The 18,921-nt window shown below is 35.5% G+C and carries 21 protein-coding genes; 1 reads left to right on the plus strand and 20 read right to left on the minus strand.

What is annotated here, in order from left to right; genetic code table 11:
* Nucleotides 1-52: 52 nt before the first annotated feature.
* The 6 genes from KTQ83_RS07755 to KTQ83_RS07780 form a co-directional block, all read right to left on the minus strand.
* Entirely contained in the window at nucleotides 53-697 is a 645-nt protein-coding gene (locus tag KTQ83_RS07755; RefSeq protein WP_217256482.1) for a plasmid recombination protein, read from the minus strand.
* 258 nt (nucleotides 698-955) lie between these two features.
* Nucleotides 956-1,189, minus strand: a complete 234-nt coding sequence (locus KTQ83_RS07760) for a hypothetical protein (RefSeq protein WP_003019356.1) — start codon at nucleotides 1,187-1,189, stop codon at nucleotides 956-958.
* A gap of 72 nt (nucleotides 1,190-1,261) precedes the next feature.
* Nucleotides 1,262-2,272: an AAA family ATPase gene (locus KTQ83_RS07765; RefSeq protein ID WP_016439644.1), complete on the minus strand. Its 1,011-nt coding sequence runs from the start codon at nucleotides 2,270-2,272 to the stop codon at nucleotides 1,262-1,264.
* A 133-nt stretch (nucleotides 2,273-2,405) separates the two neighbouring features.
* The gene (locus KTQ83_RS07770) at nucleotides 2,406-2,768 is read right to left on the minus strand and encodes a plasmid mobilization protein (RefSeq protein ID WP_116441492.1); all 363 of its coding nucleotides are present in this window, start codon (nucleotides 2,766-2,768) and stop codon (nucleotides 2,406-2,408) included.
* Nucleotides 2,761-3,846 carry a site-specific integrase gene (locus KTQ83_RS07775; RefSeq protein ID WP_116441493.1) on the minus strand — a complete coding sequence of 362 codons (1,086 nt, stop codon included), beginning with the start codon at nucleotides 3,844-3,846 and terminating at the stop codon, nucleotides 2,761-2,763. Before KTQ83_RS07775 ends, KTQ83_RS07770 begins: the two co-directional genes overlap by 8 nt.
* A 14-nt stretch (nucleotides 3,847-3,860) precedes the next feature.
* Complete coding sequence (locus tag KTQ83_RS07780; protein WP_003019365.1) at nucleotides 3,861-4,049, minus strand: hypothetical protein; 189 nt, start codon at nucleotides 4,047-4,049, stop codon at nucleotides 3,861-3,863.
* A 175-nt stretch (nucleotides 4,050-4,224) separates the two neighbouring features.
* On the opposite strand from KTQ83_RS07780, the gene KTQ83_RS07785 reads away from it, so the two are divergent.
* Nucleotides 4,225-4,656, plus strand: a complete 432-nt coding sequence (locus tag KTQ83_RS07785; protein ID WP_217256483.1) for a helix-turn-helix domain-containing protein — start codon at nucleotides 4,225-4,227, stop codon at nucleotides 4,654-4,656.
* Nucleotides 4,657-4,764: 108 nt separating this feature from the next.
* On the opposite strand, the gene guaA is transcribed toward KTQ83_RS07785, so the two are convergent.
* The 14 genes from guaA to pyrE form a co-directional block, all read right to left on the minus strand.
* A complete protein-coding gene (guaA, locus tag KTQ83_RS07790; RefSeq protein WP_217256484.1) occupies nucleotides 4,765-6,312 on the minus strand; it encodes a glutamine-hydrolyzing GMP synthase in 1,548 nt (515 codons plus the stop codon).
* 47 nt (nucleotides 6,313-6,359) lie between these two features.
* The gene (locus KTQ83_RS07795) at nucleotides 6,360-7,859 is read right to left on the minus strand and encodes an HAD-IA family hydrolase (protein ID WP_217256485.1); all 1,500 of its coding nucleotides are present in this window, start codon (nucleotides 7,857-7,859) and stop codon (nucleotides 6,360-6,362) included.
* A 1-nt stretch (nucleotide 7,860) separates the two neighbouring features.
* Nucleotides 7,861-8,982 (minus strand): Mbeg1-like protein, encoded by a 1,122-nt coding sequence (locus KTQ83_RS07800; RefSeq protein ID WP_217256486.1) that lies wholly within the window; start codon nucleotides 8,980-8,982, stop codon nucleotides 7,861-7,863.
* A 52-nt stretch (nucleotides 8,983-9,034) separates the two neighbouring features.
* Nucleotides 9,035-9,991, minus strand: a complete 957-nt coding sequence (locus tag KTQ83_RS12305; protein WP_244975810.1) for a GNAT family N-acetyltransferase — start codon at nucleotides 9,989-9,991, stop codon at nucleotides 9,035-9,037.
* 8 nt (nucleotides 9,992-9,999) lie between these two features.
* The gene (tsaD, locus tag KTQ83_RS07810; protein WP_217256487.1) at nucleotides 10,000-11,001 is read right to left on the minus strand and encodes a tRNA (adenosine(37)-N6)-threonylcarbamoyltransferase complex transferase subunit TsaD; all 1,002 of its coding nucleotides are present in this window, start codon (nucleotides 10,999-11,001) and stop codon (nucleotides 10,000-10,002) included.
* Nucleotides 11,002-11,010: 9 nt separating this feature from the next.
* Complete coding sequence (gene rimI, locus KTQ83_RS07815; protein ID WP_244975811.1) at nucleotides 11,011-11,430, minus strand: ribosomal protein S18-alanine N-acetyltransferase; 420 nt, start codon at nucleotides 11,428-11,430, stop codon at nucleotides 11,011-11,013.
* A gap of 11 nt (nucleotides 11,431-11,441) precedes the next feature.
* Complete coding sequence (tsaB, locus tag KTQ83_RS07820; protein ID WP_186999295.1) at nucleotides 11,442-12,035, minus strand: tRNA (adenosine(37)-N6)-threonylcarbamoyltransferase complex dimerization subunit type 1 TsaB; 594 nt, start codon at nucleotides 12,033-12,035, stop codon at nucleotides 11,442-11,444.
* Nucleotides 12,028-12,480 (minus strand): tRNA (adenosine(37)-N6)-threonylcarbamoyltransferase complex ATPase subunit type 1 TsaE, encoded by a 453-nt coding sequence (tsaE, locus tag KTQ83_RS07825; RefSeq protein WP_040466346.1) that lies wholly within the window; start codon nucleotides 12,478-12,480, stop codon nucleotides 12,028-12,030. Before tsaE ends, tsaB begins: the two co-directional genes overlap by 8 nt.
* A complete protein-coding gene (locus KTQ83_RS07830; protein WP_217256489.1) occupies nucleotides 12,461-12,601 on the minus strand; it encodes a hypothetical protein in 141 nt (46 codons plus the stop codon). Before KTQ83_RS07830 ends, tsaE begins: the two co-directional genes overlap by 20 nt.
* 1 nt (nucleotide 12,602) lies before the next feature.
* On the minus strand, nucleotides 12,603-14,315 hold the full coding sequence (locus tag KTQ83_RS07835) for an RNA-binding domain-containing protein (protein ID WP_217256490.1): 1,713 nt from the start codon (nucleotides 14,313-14,315) through the stop codon (nucleotides 12,603-12,605).
* On the minus strand, nucleotides 14,312-15,673 hold the full coding sequence (locus tag KTQ83_RS07840) for a replication-associated recombination protein A (RefSeq protein ID WP_217256491.1): 1,362 nt from the start codon (nucleotides 15,671-15,673) through the stop codon (nucleotides 14,312-14,314). Before KTQ83_RS07840 ends, KTQ83_RS07835 begins: the two co-directional genes overlap by 4 nt.
* A gap of 78 nt (nucleotides 15,674-15,751) precedes the next feature.
* The gene (locus KTQ83_RS07845) at nucleotides 15,752-16,318 is read right to left on the minus strand and encodes a cytidylate kinase-like family protein (protein ID WP_118011139.1); all 567 of its coding nucleotides are present in this window, start codon (nucleotides 16,316-16,318) and stop codon (nucleotides 15,752-15,754) included.
* A gap of 260 nt (nucleotides 16,319-16,578) precedes the next feature.
* Entirely contained in the window at nucleotides 16,579-17,955 is a 1,377-nt protein-coding gene (locus tag KTQ83_RS07850) for an ATP-binding protein (RefSeq protein ID WP_244975812.1), read from the minus strand.
* A 152-nt stretch (nucleotides 17,956-18,107) separates the two neighbouring features.
* Entirely contained in the window at nucleotides 18,108-18,767 is a 660-nt protein-coding gene (pyrE, locus tag KTQ83_RS07855) for an orotate phosphoribosyltransferase (protein WP_117925298.1), read from the minus strand.
* Nucleotides 18,768-18,921: the final 154 nt, after the last annotated feature.

Below are 18,921 nucleotides of genomic sequence, written 5' to 3' on the forward strand. Positions count from 1 at the left end.
TACCACTGGTGTAAATTTTCTCTTTTTGACTAGTCCTATTTATATGCTAACATCACTTTTTCTTGTAATCCAATACAGAAAGATGTGGTTCATGAGTTCCTTTCTGATCCCATTCTATCTCATTTTCTCTCATGACCATGGCTAGTTTTTCCTTTTCCGATTGCACCCATTGATTTAACTCTGTCTCACTTCTCGATCCACCTTTAAATCCTAATGACGATAAGGCTTGTTTTAAAGATACTCTTGTATCAAGTCCTCGCTTACTTCCTGCAACATAGGGAATAAAATCAATATGTAGATGTGGCGTTGCTTCGTCTAAATGCAGATGAGCAGCAAATACTCTCAACGTAGGATTTCGTTCCTGAAATCCTTTCATGTATTCATCTAATATCTTTGCAGCAAGTTGTCCCTCCATCGTTTCTGATCCCATATTGTCTTTATCACCGATCTGAAGGATAACCTCATGAAATAATTTTTCTTGTTTCCCGGAACGTATCTTTTCATAGTAATCATCTATCTTACGATCTTTTCGAGTCTGTTTATCGTTGTAACGTTTCAAGGCTTCGTCAAATAATTCATGATATACGTCTTTGATATCTTCATTACAATATTCAACATTCCAATGGGTTCTGTTCGGATCCGTATTCTTTGCATGAAATTTTCTACTGTTATGGTTCAGGGAGCCTTTCCCTGTCATAAAACTAATCGTCCTCTTCAATAAATCTCCTTTCCTTCATTTTAAAACGCCAGATATGGCGATCATGTTTTGTTACTTTTGTCAAAAGTAACGCAAAAGCACTTTCGACAGCCTAACGTCCATCAAAAGTACCCTTGCGCCCTGCCGGGAGCTTTCAAATCAGCCAGCACTGTATCGGCTACACCCTACAGCAATTCTCCTTGTTTGGTATCATACAGGTGCGTGCCACGCTCCTGTTCTATATTCCCCAAACAAACATCACCACCGATAACTGGCTGACACTCCACGCTTATCTAAATATTCCTGTCGTGCTTTCTCCTGCTCTTCCTCAGAAGGAGCCGTCTTATACTTCGTATAGAGTTCATGTCTGACTAATGCATCCAATTTTTCTTCCAAGCCATTTCGAATATCTTCTTCATACTGATCATCTGAACCCAGATGATAAAAGATCAATTTTCGAAACAGTTCATAATCAATCTGTACTTTTTTCATCACTTCACTCCTTTTTAATCAAGGTGGCAAGATTCCCTATTCTTTAAGATATGGTAATCTTGCCATCTTCCTTTACTCTTCTTGTAACATCCAGAACCATTTATTCCCTATCTTCACAGAATCAATCTGTAATTCCTTCTTCGCATTCCAAAGTGTTTTCTTTTTAATTCCTCGTTCTTCTGCTTCTTCCGCTATTTTTGCCTGTTCCATTGATCCATTTGCTAAGATCTCTTTTAAAAATTCTTTCGCACTTCGGATCTTTTGCCCTCGCCCATCACCAGACAATAAGTCCTCTGCACTGATGTCATATTTTCCAATCCAATGAAATCCTTTTTCTTTGTCTAATCGAAAGGCGATAGCATCTCCTTCCGGAGCAAGAGAACTCTTTACATGACAGATCACTCGGATTTCCGGTTCATCTTTCACTCTTCCAACAATCAACACGCTTCTTGCTGCCGCTTGAAAGTCAATAGAACCCAATCCACGATAGGATGATTTTCCATTACTATTTTTATTCATATGACCGATCAGAATAATGGCACATTGATATTTTTCTGCTAATACAGAGATTCTTTTCATCAATGGGCGAATCTCATTTGCCCTATGCATATCAACACCAGCCCCTAGAAAGCCTTGAATTGGATCTAATACTACAAGTCTTGCTTTCGTCTGTATGATCGCTTCTTCCAGCCTTGCATCTACCATTGTTAATGGCTGATCCTGATCATCAATTACCAAGACTCTGGAACAATCTGCCCCTGCCGCTAACAATCTTGGTTTGATCGTATCGCCCAGTCCATCTTCAGCTGTTTGATAAATCACATTGATTGGCTCTACACCTGTCTCTTCAGATTTTCCTTCGCTTGTCTCACTTAATATTGCTTCTCCTTTTGTTAATTTTGCTATGATCTGCAACACCACAGTAGTCTTCCCCTCTCCAGGATCTCCCTGAATAATGGTGACCTTCCCATATGGTATGAAGGGATAAAAGAGCCATTCGATTTCTTCCACTTCAACCTGATCCATGTGGATCAATTTCAGGCATGGTTCTGCCTTTTTTACTTCTCTATAATTATCTTCCATTTCCACCTCCTGCCCAACCGGGCAAGTCCCTGGCAAACAGAATTTAACAATTGTTGCAACAACAATTTTGTGATATACTCAAGTTGTTAAGGTGATATATCAGTTATTCTGATGATCAGGGAACTTGCTCAGATTATTTCTGGGCTTTTTCTTTTTTCCTTTTTTCATAGTTTCTTTCTTCTGCAAATGCATTTAATATCTCCAACATTGTTCGAATAGGTGTAAACAACTCTTCATCGGCATCCTCTAATGTAGTTAACCTTTTTAGTTCCTCTTCAATCCCTCGAAGCTGTTTTCTAAACTGTACTAACATCAACGGATTTCCTACTGCTGTGACTTTTTGATGTAAAACACTTTCAATGATATATTCTTGTCTCGTCTGGTATCCACAAAGCTTTACTCTTAAATTCAGCTCTTCATTTTCTTCCGGAGACATTCGAAACGCTATGGTTACATTACGCCACCGATTCTTGTTATCCCTATTTTTTTCACTCATCCAGATATTCCTCTCTTTCCTGATTTAGATTTTCCGCCATTTCTGTTTGGATTGTCGGGAATAAATGCGCATATCGATATGTGATTTCCACACTTTCATGCCCTACCCTTTCTCCAATTGCCACCGCAGAATATCCCATATTAATCAACAATGACACGTGAGAATGTCGTAAATCATGGATTCGTATTCTCTTCACTCCTGACAACTTCACACCACGATCCATTTCATGATGAAGATAGCTTTTTGAAATTTGGAATATCCTGTCATTTTCATTTAAACCATACAGCATTCCTATATACGCTTCTAATTCTTCGCTTAAAAATTCCGGCATGGTGATTATGCGATTACTCTTCACAGTCTTAGGATCCGTAATAATATCCTTCCCCTCTAATCTTTGATAAGACTTATTGATCCGGATAGTACAAGCCTGAAAATCGAAATCTGCCGGTGTCAGTGCTAACAACTCTCCCATACGCACTCCACACCAATATAAGATTTCAAATGCATAAAAGGAGATTGGCTTATCCGCCACCGCTTCAATGAACTTCATATACTCTTCTTTTGTCCAGAAAAGCATCTCTTTTGTTCTTTCTTTTCCCATAGATCCTGCCTTGCGTGCAGCATTGCTTTTCAAATCATAGAAATTAACTGCATGATTCAAAATTGCACTCAGCTGATTATGGATGGTCTTTAGATAGACCTGTGAATAGCCTTCTCCTTGTTTATTCCGATAGTTCATCATGGTGTTCTGCCATTGCCGAATATCGGAAGGTTTTATTTCCTGCAACTTCTTTTTCGAAAAATATGGGAGAATCTTTTTTTCTACAATATGCTTTTTCGTCAGCCAGGTATTATATTTGATTCTGGATTTGATATCATTCAGATAAAGATCTACAAAATCTTCAAAATACATATCCAGACTCAAATTCTCCTTTAATTTAAACGCTCTTTCCCATTCCTGGGCATCACATTTACGTTTAAATCCCCTTTTCGTCTTCTGCTTTCTTACGCCGGTCCAGTCCTTATAATAGGTTCTTACCTCGTAAGTATTTGACTTTTGGTTTTTGATTACTGTCAAAACATCACCTCCTGCTATTTCATTTCGTTCATACCGTAAACTCGTTCTTCAAAATATTTACGGCTGATTTTTCCTTTGACAACAACGAAACCTTTTTGTTCCAATTCCGCATTTAACTGACGGATCAAACGATACGCATAGGAATCAGATACTTCTAATTCTTTCGCTACTTCTTTTGCTGATATAAATAATTTACTAGCCATCTATATCCCTCCTTTCTTTTTCAGTTCATTATCGAACGGTGTATATGCATCATAACATTTCATTCCCGTACTGTCAATAGAATAATTTCAAAAATGAACGGTTTATTTTTATATTTCATTTTTGAACTGTTTATGCTATACTTTTAAGTAACAATCAGCAAAGGAGTGTTTTCCTATGACAGTAGGTGAGAAAATAAGAAAATTCCGGATCAATCAAGGATATACACAGAAAGAATTGGCAATCATGTCCGGATTGAGCGAATCGGCAATTAGAAATTATGAACTTGGGAATCGTTTTCCATCATCAGAACAATTGGAAAAAATAGCAAACTCATTAAAGATCAGTCCATACGCCATGTCTGATCCAAACTTTGATACTTATGTTAGTGTCATGCACGCATTATTTGCTTTAGAGGATCAATATGGTCTGCACGCCTACCGGGATGAATCCGGCGTACCACAACTCATGTTTAAAGACAAAGGACACGATTCTTTAAATATGCTGGATCATATTGGGGCATGGGCTGATATGTACCAGAAATTCAGAAATGAAGAGATTACAGAAAAAGAATATTTAGACTGGAAGAGCCAATTCCCAGCTAAATAAGAAGAAATTATTTACAATAATATTAAAAAAGTATTGTCATTTGATTGTCAACGGACATAGAAAGAGCCAAGAAAGCCCGTAAAATAGGCATTTCTTGGCTCTAATATATTATTCAAACTCGATTGTTCCAGGAGGCTTACTAGTAAGGTCATACATTACACGGTTAACCCCACGAACCTCATTGATAATACGAGACATAACTTTATTTAATACTTCATATGGAATCTGAGCTGATTCTGCAGTCATAAAGTCAATTGTATTAACAGCACGTAAAGCGATGGCATAATCATATGTTCTTTCATCACCCATAACACCTACTGAACGCATGTTTGTCAATGCTGCAAAGTATTGACCGATTGAACGGTCTAATCCAGCATTTGCGATTTCTTCACGATAGATAGCATCTGCATCTTGGACGATTTTTACTTTTTCTTCAGTTACTTCACCAATGATACGAATTCCTAAACCAGGTCCTGGGAATGGTTGTCTGAATACCAAGTATTCAGGAATACCTAATTCTAAACCGGCTTTACGAACTTCATCCTTGAACAAGTCACGTAATGGTTCAATGATTTCTTTGAAATCCACATGATCAGGAAGTCCACCAACGTTATGGTGAGATTTAATTACAGCAGATTCTCCACCTAAACCACTCTCAACAACATCTGGATAAATCGTTCCTTGAACTAAGAAATCAACTTTTCCAATTTTCTTAGCCTCTTCTTCGAATACACGAATGAATTCTTCACCAATGATCTTACGTTTTGCTTCTGGTTCTTCAACACCCTTTAGCTTTTCATAATATCTTTGTTGCGCATTTACACGAATGAAGTTTAATTCATATGGACCTTCTGGGCCAAATACAGCCTCTACTTCATCCCCTTCGTTTTTACGAAGTAAACCATGATCAACAAATACACATGTCAATTGGTTACCAATTGCTTTTGATAATAATACAGCTGCAACAGAAGAGTCTACTCCACCACTAAGGGCACATAAAACTTTTCCATCTCCAACCTTTTCACGAATAGCCTTAATTTGTTCTTCAACAAAGTTATCCATTCTCCAATCACCACAGCATCCACAAACACCACGAACGAAGTTATATAACATTTTTGACCCTTCTTGTGTATGTAATACTTCTGGATGGAACTGAATTGCATATAATCCTTTTTCTGCATTTTCACTTGATGCACAAGGACAGTTATCTGTATGAGACGTAATTTCAAAACCAGGTGCTACCTGTGAAATATAGTCAAAGTGTGACATCCAGCAAATTGTTTTTTCTGATACCCCCTCAAAGATTTTAGAAGAAGTCTTATCCACAAGAACCTCTGTCTTACCATATTCACGGTGATCCGCTTTTTCTACTTTTCCACCCAATACATGCATCATCAATTGTGCGCCATAGCAAAGACCAAGAACTGGGATACCCAATTCAAATAATTCCTTTGAATATGTAGGTGAATCTGCCTCATAACAACTATTTGGTCCTCCAGTTAAGATAATTCCCTTTGGATTCATAGCTTTGATTTTTTTTAAATCTGTTTTATATGAATAAATTTCACAATATACATTGCACTCACGAACACGACGTGCAACCAACTGATTATATTGTCCTCCAAAATCAAGAACAATGACTAATTCTTTTTTCATTACGTCCTCCTATTAATTTCTCAAAAATATTATAAAGTAGCAACCAATTATTTACAACGCTTTAAATAATCAATTATTTCATTTAAATCCTTACAAGATTCTTGGATATACTCCTTCATTTCGTCATCTGGCGCAATCTGATCTTGAATAAAAATGGATTGCATCTTCGCATTGGCTGCTGCCATAATTCCATGCTTACTATCCTCTAACACTAAACAGTTTTCTGGCTTTACATCTAATCTTTCAGCTGCTGCCAAGAAAACATCTGGAGCCGGCTTTGAGTTATATCCCTCTTTAGAAGATACAATCACATTGGGACTTAACACAAAACCTGCATGCGACAAGAACTTTTTAATAGCCTGCGGATGTGAACTTGAAGCCACCGCATAAGGAATCTTATTCTCTTCAATATACTCAATTAAATTCTGTAATCCAACCATATTGGCACTACCAGGCTCTTTAAAATATGTAAAGAAATAATCCACACGCTCTTCCTGAATTTCTTCCATAACTCTTGTCACACCTGGATACATCATTTCAAACTCTGCAACCTTTCTTGAATCACAACCAATTAAAGGTTCCGGAAAATAGTCTGGACAAGAAACGCCTAATTCTTTAGCCTTCTCTTTGAACTCATCCTTAAACATCTTTTCCGTATTAAACATCAAACCATCCATATCAAAGATGACTGCTTTAATTTGTGGCTTTCTAAAATATTCAATCAAACATTGCGTGCCTAAATCACTCATACCACGATCCATTAGATCCACATATTCTTTGATGACACGATTTACACCATACAAAGGAAAATTGGCCTCTTGTACTGCAATTTTTAAATCCTTCACAAAATGCTTCACATAAAAACCAGGCGCATAATCATTCTCTAACATCTTCTTACCTTGGAATTCCAATTGTTTAGATCCAGCAGCACCATTACGCAAGAAGCGATACACGAAAGATTCATCCACATCTTTACAATTCAAATACGACATGGCCTCACAAATACCTTGTAACGTATTCGCAATCATGATTTGGTTCGCCATCTTGACATGTTGACCACAACAAGCCTTGCCACAATACTCAATTTGTGTTCCAAACGCTTCAAAGATTTCTTTATTTGTTTCAAAATCCTCTTTGTCTGCACCAACCAAAACAGTTAGAGTACCATTTTTCGCTCCCGTATCTCCACCAGTCACTGGCGCATCCAATACATGAACACCCAATTCTTTTCCTTTTGTGTACAATTCTTTAGCTAACTTTGGACTTGAAGTCGTAAAATCAATACAAGTTTTACCCGCTTCAATACAACTAAAAATCACATCATATACTTCTTTAACATCACTAGGAAAACCGACCATTGTACAAATCACATCTACATTGGATGTCAAAGACTCAATCGATTCTTCTAAAATGGCACCTGCATTTTTAGCTTGTTCTACCCTTTCTGGATGTCTTGCGTACACATGCACTTCATAACCCTTATTCAATAAATGAATAACCATTGGCTGACCCATAATGCCAGCACCAATCCAACCTATTTTTCTCATTTCACTTTCTTCCCTTCACTAATATTGGAGCGGATTGCACCGCAATAAATTTCACAACTTCAAACATAAACTTAATTTCTTCTGCATTCAATTGACGAATCTCCTTAATTCCAGACAATGCCTGTTTAAATGAAAATTCAGTTAAATCCGCAATCGTATAAATTTCCATACGATCAAATAGTTCTCCAATCAAATGACAATAACGCTCTTTTTCTTCCAGTGGACGATCCATCAATAACTTATTTGCATATTCCAATAAATCATCACTCTCTTTTGTGAGTGCATCACAATAATTAAAGTCTTTTATATCCACACTCCACATAAGCGTATCATGCTGAACTAGGCCAGAACCTTGAGCATCCATGACTTTTGTTTGTTCTCTATGATCTAAAACACGACCCACAATACTATCCTTAGGAATATAGTTTGTAATCTTAGATACATCCTCATCACCTTGCCAAAAACCATCCGCAAAGCCAGGCCCATCAAAACTTTTCACACCTTCAATATATCCCTGTAGTTTTGGATTTTTTAAATAGGCATACATCGCCAGATTTCCACCCTTCGAATGCCCCGTCAAATACATCTTTGGATAGACTTTTTTCTTTTTTAATCCAAACAAAGAACTCGTTTCAGGAATATCCGCAATAGTTTCTTTGACATAATCCCTCGCCAGGATTTGACAAGGAAGATCCTTGCTATAGGTCATCATTAAATTTTCTTTCCATCCCGTAATACTACCATCCGTACCACTAAAAGAAATAACGAAAGATCCATCTGGCAACACAAGTGTTACCACACTAAATTGAATCACATCTTCATCGCTATAGACTTTTTTATAGTTCTTTAACTTTATATTTCCATAACGAATCGTATCTTGCAACGCATCAATTAAATGTGGAAGATTCATTGAAAATGTATACTTACTTTTTAATTCCTCTTCACTATATAAAGAAAGATATTTACGACATGCTACCTCTAAAGAAACCTCGTCCTTTTCCACAATACCATCCCAATCCACATAAGATAGATCGGCACATACTAACATATCCACCTCATTAAAGGGACGAACAGAAAAGTCGATATCTCTTCTTAAACGTACATAATTTAATAAGTTTTCCATAGTCAACCTCACTACAACGATTTTACAATATACAAAAGGATCAGCCAAATGACTAACCCAATTTTTTCGATAATTTTATATAATGATCTGCATTTGAAAGAATGTCAGAAACCTGAGATTCTGAAGTCTTTTTAATGATTTTAGCCGGTACTCCAACCACAACACTCTTTTGTGGAATCACCATATTTTCAGGCACAACACAACCAGCACCGACGATACTATGCTTTCCTATATGAGCTCCATTTAAGATAATAGCACCCATACCAATAAGCACCTCATCCTCAATCGTACAACCATGCACAATAGCCCCATGACCAATCGTGACACGATTACCAATTTTTAATGGATAACCACAATCCGTATGCAAAACACACTGATCTTGAATATTGGTTTCCTGCCCAATTTCAATCGTTTCTTCTTCACTACGAATCACAGCGTTATACCAAACACTTGAACCTTCACCAATTGAAACATTACCCAAGATAGTTGCATTACTTGCACACAAAAAAACCTTTTTAACCTCATCCAGTCTCTTACAAAGCCAAACCACACCATGCCACGCATCAAATTTTATACCACAAGAAGGCAATGCCCCATACATAGTAAAGCCATGCTTTTTATGAAAAGCTATACTTTCTTCATTCGAATCTGTAATACATGAAATGATCCAACGTATGTTTAATTTTCTACAATCCGCTTCAAGCTGATCTAGCATTTTTGAAGGCAAGCCATAATGTTTTCCTTCTTTAAAATAAATAGTAAGTTCTATACAATACTTATACGCCTCTTTAGAAAAAGCAGGGTGCACATAGCCATAACCAATTAAAACATCATTATTAAATGCGACATAAAATGGATTTGTCTTTGAAATTTCCACCATATGTTCTTTAAATACATCAAAAGAATCTGGCACAACATCAAATATAGCTGTACTTGTCTTTACATAATATACATAGATTGGATATATACTTTCTAAATCTTTTTCTTGAAGTAAACGTAACTCTTGCATAAAACCTCCTATTGAATTTCTAAACTTGAATCGGCTGTTAAACTTGCATCTCCTCTTCTTCCAGAAAGATAAGCGATGGTTCCTGCAACACCAATCATACTTGCATTGTCTGTACAACAATACATTGGAGGCACTGTAAACTCAACTTCTGGATATTCATTTCTTAATTCTTCTACTTTTTCACGAAGTCTTAAGTTAGCACTTACTCCACCACCTACAACGAAATGACGAATATCTTTGTGATCATCAAGTACAGCTCTTACTCGAGAGAAAATTTCATCCAATGCACATTCTTGGAATGAACAAGCCAAATCTGCCATATCAAATGTCTTGCCCTGTCTTTCCATACGCTTTGTAAATTGTAGAACACTACTCTTCAATCCAGAAAAACTAAAATCATAACGACCTTGTGTCTTCGGTTTTGCCAGTTCATATACCGGCTTACCTTCTTTTGCCAATTTATCAATTTTAGGACCACCAGGATATCCAAGACCCAACACACGAGCCACTTTGTCAAAGGCTTCTCCAATCGCATCATCCTGTGTTTCTCCTAAGATTTCAAAACTTGTTTCATCCTTCATATAAACAAGTTCTGTATTTCCACCAGAAACAACAAGTGCCAACACAGGATATTTCATATCCACCACTAATTCATTGGCATAAATATGCCCTGCCAAATGATGTACAGGAACTAATGGTTTGTGGTAGGCAAAAGCCAAAGTCTTGGCAGCTTGCACACCAACGTGTAAACATCCAATTAAGCCAGGACCTTGCGTAACAGCAACCGCATCCACATCTTCCATAGTGATATTGGCATCCTTCAATGCTTTTTCAATACAATACGAAATATTTTCTACATGAATACGACTCGCAACTTCGGGTACGACCCCACCAAATTCTGTATGCACATCAATTTGACTTGCGACTACACTCGATAGTACTTCCTTTTTATCTTTGACAACCGCAACGGCTGTTTCATCACAACTACTTTCAATTCCGATAATAATCATACAATCCTCCTACAATGCCAATGTCATCACAATAGCATCTTCTCCATCCGGATAATAATTCTTAGATACATTGACTTGAATAAAGCCCATTTTTTGATATAAATTCAAGGCTGCCTCATTACTAGCACGAACCTCTAATGTCATATATTCACAAGCTGCTTCTCGAGCTCGATCAAATAAATGCATCATCAATTCTTTACCATATCCTCTTTTTCTTAAGTCAGGATCGACTCCAATACGAGCTAGCTGCGCCATTTCAAATGTTTCCCATAAAAAGGCGTAGCCAACAATGGTATCTCCATCTTCTAAGATCCAACCATGAGAAAAGGGATTCTCATTCAATTCATATAAACAATCTTTTTCTAGCCAAGGTTGTTTAAAACAAGCTTGTTCAAGTTCTAAAACACGAGCAAGATCCGTGTCTTTCATTTCTTTAAAAATCATGCTTTATAAGCATCACTTTCTTTTAAATATTGAGGAACTAAAGCATGTACATTTTCAATTGTACGACTTGCTACCTCCATAAAATTCTTCAAGAAATCACAACTTGCAGCTTCTTGATTCACCAAATAACCATCTCCATATAATGTTCCAGGATGTTCATTTAAGAAATCTTCCAATTGATCGACTTCTAAAATTTGTGTTTCACCAACAACAACACCCTTTTCTAAATGTGCTACATACGCTCTTTTACTACGTGCATCCAAAATAACATTGGCACTTTCATCCATGCCCGCAAACAACTGCATTGTACTAATACACTTTAATGTTTTATGCATTTGTGTACAAAATACTTTCGCAATTGTCATCGCAATACGAATACCTGTATAAGAACCCGGACCATCTGTAATGATTACTTCATCTACGTCTTTGTAGTCTAAACCTGTTTTTTCAAACAATTGATTTAATTCCACAAAAATCGTTTCACTTTGTTTCTTGAACGCTTCAATAGATACACCATCAATCAATGTTCCATCTTTATATAAACCTAACACTAATGCTTTATAAGCACTATCCATACATAAACTAATCATGATATGCCTCCACAATACTTTTTGATACAGGACCCGTATATTCTAATGTCACTGTACGATTTTCATCGATACCTTCTTCAAAAGAAATTTTGATATGATCTTGTGGCAATTGATCTTCAATAAATTCAGACCATTCTACTACAGTAATTCCTTCATCAAAACAATCTTCAAAACCTAAGTCCTGACATTTTCCTTCCAAACGATACGCATCAATATGATGGAAAGGGACTCCACCTTCTTGTTTATAATCCTTTAAGATTGTGAAGGTTGGTGAATTAATCACATTCTTTACACCCAAAGCTTTCCCGAAGCTTTTTGTCCAAGTCGTTTTACCTGCACCCAAATCTCCATCTAATGTAATGACTAATTGTTTATTTCTGCAAAGATCTGCCATTTTAGTGGCAAATTCCTGTGTTTCTTGTAAACTATGAATTTCTATTTTCATGTAATCCTCCAAGTTTTGTTTGTATCTCATAAAGTGGTTTCCACTTTTTTTGAGTGGTTTCCACTTTTTTGAGTGGTTTCCACTTTTTTGAGTGGTTTCCACTTTTTTGAGTGGTTTTCACTTTAATACTCCTTTATTTCATAAAATACACTATTCTTAATTCTAGTTTTTTTCAACAGATTTTTATCAAATAATCTTTTTAGAGCCTTATTAGCCCCTGATATGGATGAAATATTAGTCAACTTTATAACATCTTTAGATGTAATTTTCTTATTATTCTTTAAATATTCTAATATTTCTCTATCTGTTTTATTCAAATCTTCATCTGATTCCAAAGATGAAATCAAAGATACTCCATACTTTTCATTTATGCTATAGGTTGTCCATCTACCACTTTGGTTTACTACCAACATTTCTTTTTTTACTAAATCAGATAAATATTTACCAACTTCAACAACATGTGTGTTAAGCAATAATTGTATTTTCTCATTTGTAATTTCCTTATCCATATAAGTAATGCTTAAAATCATTTGTTCTTCTGCTTCTAACAAGAAATAATCCTCTTTAAATATTTGCGATAAATATTCTGTTATCTCTTGAGGCAATAAACTTATCATATGTAAATGCAATTCAACACATGATAAGTTTTCATTTTCTAAAAGTTCTGGTTTTCTCCAATTTTCGGCTTTCCACGTCTTTAAAATCATAGGGAATCCAGAACCAATATTCTCACCATATCCAATCATCCTCAGCATTGTTTGTATTTTAGGATTTCTCGCAACTGAATTTCCACCTTCATAAATTTCTTCAATAGATATTTTTAATCTACCTGGATTAGAAAAAATAAATTCATTATTTTTTTTAATTATCTTTAAAATTCCAGCTTGATGATAATCACAGTGAATAATACTATTCATCATTGCTTCTCGTATAGAGGCATGTACTACTGTATCATCTTTCCGTTGAAAACCTTCCAAAACAAAAGGTCGTTTTAAATCAGACACTAACTTAGGTAATACTATCTTAATAAAATTGTAAATGTTATTTTCCCATGTTCCATCATATGTCAAACGATCTGACCATCTTCTGTCTCCAAACAAATTCGTCATATCTAAAAAATCAAAGCGAAAATTCTCTAATCGTTCCCGTATAGAGAGGCCTTTCCCAAACATCAATAATCCCGCTAACGTCAATCCTTCTTCTTTTGTCCCTCTGTTTACTGCATATCCGCCAAGACTTCTCAAAAAGTTTTTATTATCCAATGAATTCCATACATGATTGGGATTATGTACCTCAAATGCGTTCCTATACATCTGCAAAGTATCTCCATCAATATCTTCCATTGTATAGCCTGATAACAAGGTACCATCGCTCCCTTCATCGCTAGCATCTCGAAAGAATGATTTTATCTCACTTTCTGTACAATGATAATCTCCTTCATAATTTCTTTTATATGTTCCTTTCATAGGATTTCCGTTTATATAAACTGGTCTATGCTTGTAATCGGCACGAGGTACATGAATTATGACAACACTTTTGCCATCAATACATTCCTTACGAACATCTTTCTCCAACAAAATATTTGAACTTACTTTATCGCTTGAAATTGTATCCCAAAAATCTTTTATTATTTTTTCAGGACAATCTACTCCAACAATCTCAAAATGATTGTTTTTGGATTCATCAACCCCTAGATATATAGTTCCACCATTTGTGTTTGCAAAAGAAGAATATGTTTCCCATACAGATTTTGGTAAAGAATTTGACGCTTTTTTACATTCTACTTCTATACTCTCACCATATTGTAATTCATTCATTAGCTCATGTGGTTTCACGATTTTCCTCCTTTAGGATTTTGCTTAATCATACGATTCCTATGCACCATCGTCTTGATTTGTTTAATCTGCGCAAGACGATTACGCACCCTCACTTCAGAACCCTGATCACTTGGTACATAATATTCTTTACCAACTAGCGCATCTGGAAGACATTGCATATCCGTCATGTGATATTCATAATCATGTGAATACTCATATCCTTTATTATAGCCTAACTCTTTCATTAACTTTGTTGGCGCATTACGAATGTGTAAAGGCACTGGCTGATCTAATGTTTTTAATGCGTCACTTTTCGCATTATTATAAGCCACTTCTAAAGCGTTTGATTTTGGAGCTAAAGCCAAATAGACAGCTGCATGCGTTAAATGTACATTGCATTCTGGAACACCCAAATAGTGACATGCCTGATAGGCTGCCACACAGATTTCTAAGGCCCTAGAATCGGCCATACCAATGTCTTCACTAGCCATACGAACGAGTCTTCTTGCGATATATAAAGGGTCTTCTCCAGCCTCTAACATACGTGCTAACCAATATACAGCGGCCTGTACATCGGAGTTTCGTACACTTTTATGTAGAGCAGAAATAATATTATAGTGTTCCTCCCCCTTTTTATCATACAATAACGACCTTTTTTGAAGGCATTGCTTCAAAATATCCTGTGAAACATGAATACCATCCAATTCACTTGGACTATTATAAACAACCATCTCTAATGTATTTAAACAAAAGCGGGCATCCCCACCTGAAAATGCGGCAATCGCCTCTATATCTTCATCCGTAATATGTATTTTTAAATTGCCTAATCCTTTTGAGCTGGAAATAGCACGAATAATCAAATCTTTTAAGTCATCCGTATTTAGACTGTTTAACACAAACACTCTACACCTAGATAAAAGGGCGGAATTGATCTCAAAACTAGGATTTTCTGTTGTAGCACCAATTAGAATGATACTTCCCTTTTCCACATAGGGTAAAAATGCATCTTGTTGCGCCTTATTAAAACGATGAATTTCATCTATGAATAATATTGTTTTTTGTCCCAAGGCCCTACGCGTATCGGCCTGTTTCATAACTTCCTTGATTTCTTTAATGCCACTAGTAACAGCTGAGAAATCCACAAAATAACTCTTTGTCTGATGGGCAATAATACGTGCCAATGTCGTTTTTCCTACTCCAGGTGGACCCCAGAAAATCATCGATGTCACCTGATCATGTTCAATCATTTGCCACAAAAGATTTCCCTTGGCAACAAGCTGTTTTTGTCCTACATATTCATCCAATGTTTCCGGACGCATACGATCGGCTAAAGGCCTTGTATCTTCTTGTATTGAAAATAGAGAATCTTGTTCCATATGTTTCCTCCGTATGTACTTTATTATACACCACACAAAAGAAAAAGTGTTTGACCTTAATCAAACACTCTTAAATTTCTACATAGCACTTTCAATTATTTCCACACATTTATCAATACCCAAAACACCACTGTCTAAACACAATTGATAGTTTTTAGCATCTGCCCATTTACGATCCGTGTAATATTTATAGTAAGCGATACGACGTTTATCTTTGTCTTTGATACGTTTGTCTGGCGCAAATTCATTTTGCCCATAAACCGATACAACTCGATTTTTGCGATATTCAAAATCCGCATGAATAAATACATTCAATACGTCTTTACGATCACGAAGAATATAGTCTGAACATCTTCCTACAATAACGCAGTTTCCTTTATCGGCCAATTCACAAATTACATTTCTTTGTGCAATATAGAGTTCATCCGATAAGTTATATCCATAATTATTCCAAATAAAACCAAATGTACTTGTGCTTGATGCATCTTCCCCATTTTCTTCAATATACTCTTTCGCAAAGCCACTTTCTTGCGCAATTTGTTGCACAATTTCATAATCATAATAAGCATAGCCTAGTTTTTCAGCTAATTTCTTGGCAATGGTTCTTCCGCCACTTCCAAATTCACGTGTAATTGTAATTATCATAAGGGTACCTCCTAATATACAAAAATCGAGCCTTCTACAACTGGATTTATATCCCGTAAGAAGACTCGTTGTTGTAGACATTTTACCAAAATTATTAAGTTTTTGTAAGAATTATTATTTGTCTTTTCCTTAAAGTCATGATGCAGCATATTATATACACCATCACCTCACTTTTGTACACTGCACTATCTACTTCTATTTTAATTCAAAATAGGTTCGATGTAACGTAAAATATGAAAAAAGAATAGAATCTTTTGACCCTATTCTAAAGCATCACTAAATGCTGCACATATCATATATGGCGGAATACAAATTATATTATCTTTCCTTGCTAGATTCTTTGGATGAACAATATATGGTGTTGCGATTTTCTTACCAAATAAATCTTTAAATTTATCTAAAGACGTAGCTGAATAATTCTTTGAAGATTTTACTTCGATTGGAAATACTTTTAGATTTGTTTTACTCTCATTTGATAATAAGAAATCAATTTCAATATCATTTCTATGTTTTTCCTTATTATACTTTGTATAAAAATAAAGCTTTTTTCCCATAGAAGTAATCATTTGCGCAATCATATTTTCATACAACATACCTTTATTCAAAGATAATTTATCATTCATGATTTGTTGATACAATCTTGAAGAACTCAACTCATTTTCACTAAATGCCAAACTCACTAATAATCCTGTATCGCCCATGTAGCATTTCACATAAGAATCATCCCTATTTAACGCAAACCCTACATTTGGGTCTGTGCATTTATAACATAAATTACAAATCATAGAATCGTCTAGCCAAAATAAAGGCTCATCATACCTGTCAAAACTACGATTAGATTCTCCTAATTTAGATAAAACAACCCTTTTTTCGTGTGTGGATAAATATCCTGGAATATTTTCAAATAGGGCAGATACCCTTGAATTGTATCTTTTAGCCGCTTTCCTAATATCATCACGATAGAGTTCAAGAATATCTCTTTTTTCCACATCTGCCGCGTAAAAATCTTTATTCCCATTTTTATAAGCTTTTAATGCCTGTGGCATTCCCCCAACCAGCAAATATTCTTTAAATAAATACATAGCCTTCGCATGCATTTTTTCATCTAAAGGCTTTTTCTTATCCCAACAATTTTTGATATATTCAAACAATAATTCTTCACCCATATAGATTATGAACTCTTCAAAATCTACAGGGTACATACGAATCTTTCTTTCCTCGGATGGCAATGTGATATTTTCAACATTTTCTTTAATTGAAATCAAAGAACCCGTTTCTAAATAATCATACCGACCATCTTCAACCAAATATTTAATGGCTTGTCTAGCTTGAGGAAATCTTTGAATTTCATCAAATATAATCAACGATTCCCTTTTAAACAATCGAACATTCATTTCCAAAGAAATAATTTGAAAAAAAGTATCCAAATCATTTAAATTATCAAAAGCTTTAATAATCGTCTTTGAAGCCTTGTTGAAATCAATTAAAACATAAGATTTGTATTCGTTTCGACCAAACTCTTCTGCCACTGTAGATTTTCCAATACGCCGAGCTCCTTCAATCAACAATGCTTTGGATCCATTTGTTTCTTGTTTCCACCTCAAAAGTTTAGAGTAAATTTTTCTTTTTATTTCCATCGCGATATCTCCTTTATATAAAATATTATATACCACAGATACCGCAATACGCAAAGTATTTTAGTAATGAATATACCGCAGTGCGCAAAGTATTTTTATGCAAAATATACCGCAATACGAAAAGTAATTAAAAAGAATAGAATCTTTCGACTCTATTCCTTAGCTCCATATTCTTCATAATATGCATCAATTCTTGATTTTAATTCAGGATCTAATTTATCTCCTAAATATTCAATTACTTCCGGCATTGACACGATTGCAGCTGTTGGGAAACCATATAATTCACTAACTTCCGTTAATGCAGTCTTTTCACCTTTTCCCTTTTCATTACGATTTAAAGAAACCATCAATCCAACGATTTCAACATTTGCTGCACCACGAACCTTCGGCACTGTTTCTTCCATTGATTTTCCAGATGTCGTAACATCTTCAATCATAACAACGCGATCTCCATCTTGTAGTTTTGTTCCTAAGAAACTTCCCTTGTCAGCTCCATGATCTTTTTCTTCTTTACGATCTGAACAATAACGAACTTCCATTCCATATAAATTATCTAATGCGATTGTCGTCGCAACTGCCAATGGAATTCCCTTATATGCAGGTCCGAATAATACATCGAAGTCTTTACCATATTGATCAACGATTGCCTTTGCGTAATATTCACCTAATTTTTTTAACTGGTTACCTGTAACATATCCACCAGCATTCATAAAGAATGGGGATTTACGTCCTGATTTTAGTGTAAAATCACCAAATTTTAACACTTTAGATTCCAACATGAAATCAATAAACTCTTTTTTATATTGTTCCATTTTCTTGCCTCCACTTTTACAGAAATTCTATCATACTTCTGCACAATTTCCCATAATTGTATGATTTTTAAATGATAAATAGTATGGTAGTATAAAGCAGAGATAATATGAAGTGACCTCCTATTGTCAATACGTGGATTACGACTCATAATTG

Source organism: Holdemanella porci, from assembly GCF_019052655.1.
GTDB lineage: Bacteria > Bacillota_I > Bacilli_A > Erysipelotrichales > Erysipelotrichaceae > Holdemanella > Holdemanella hominis.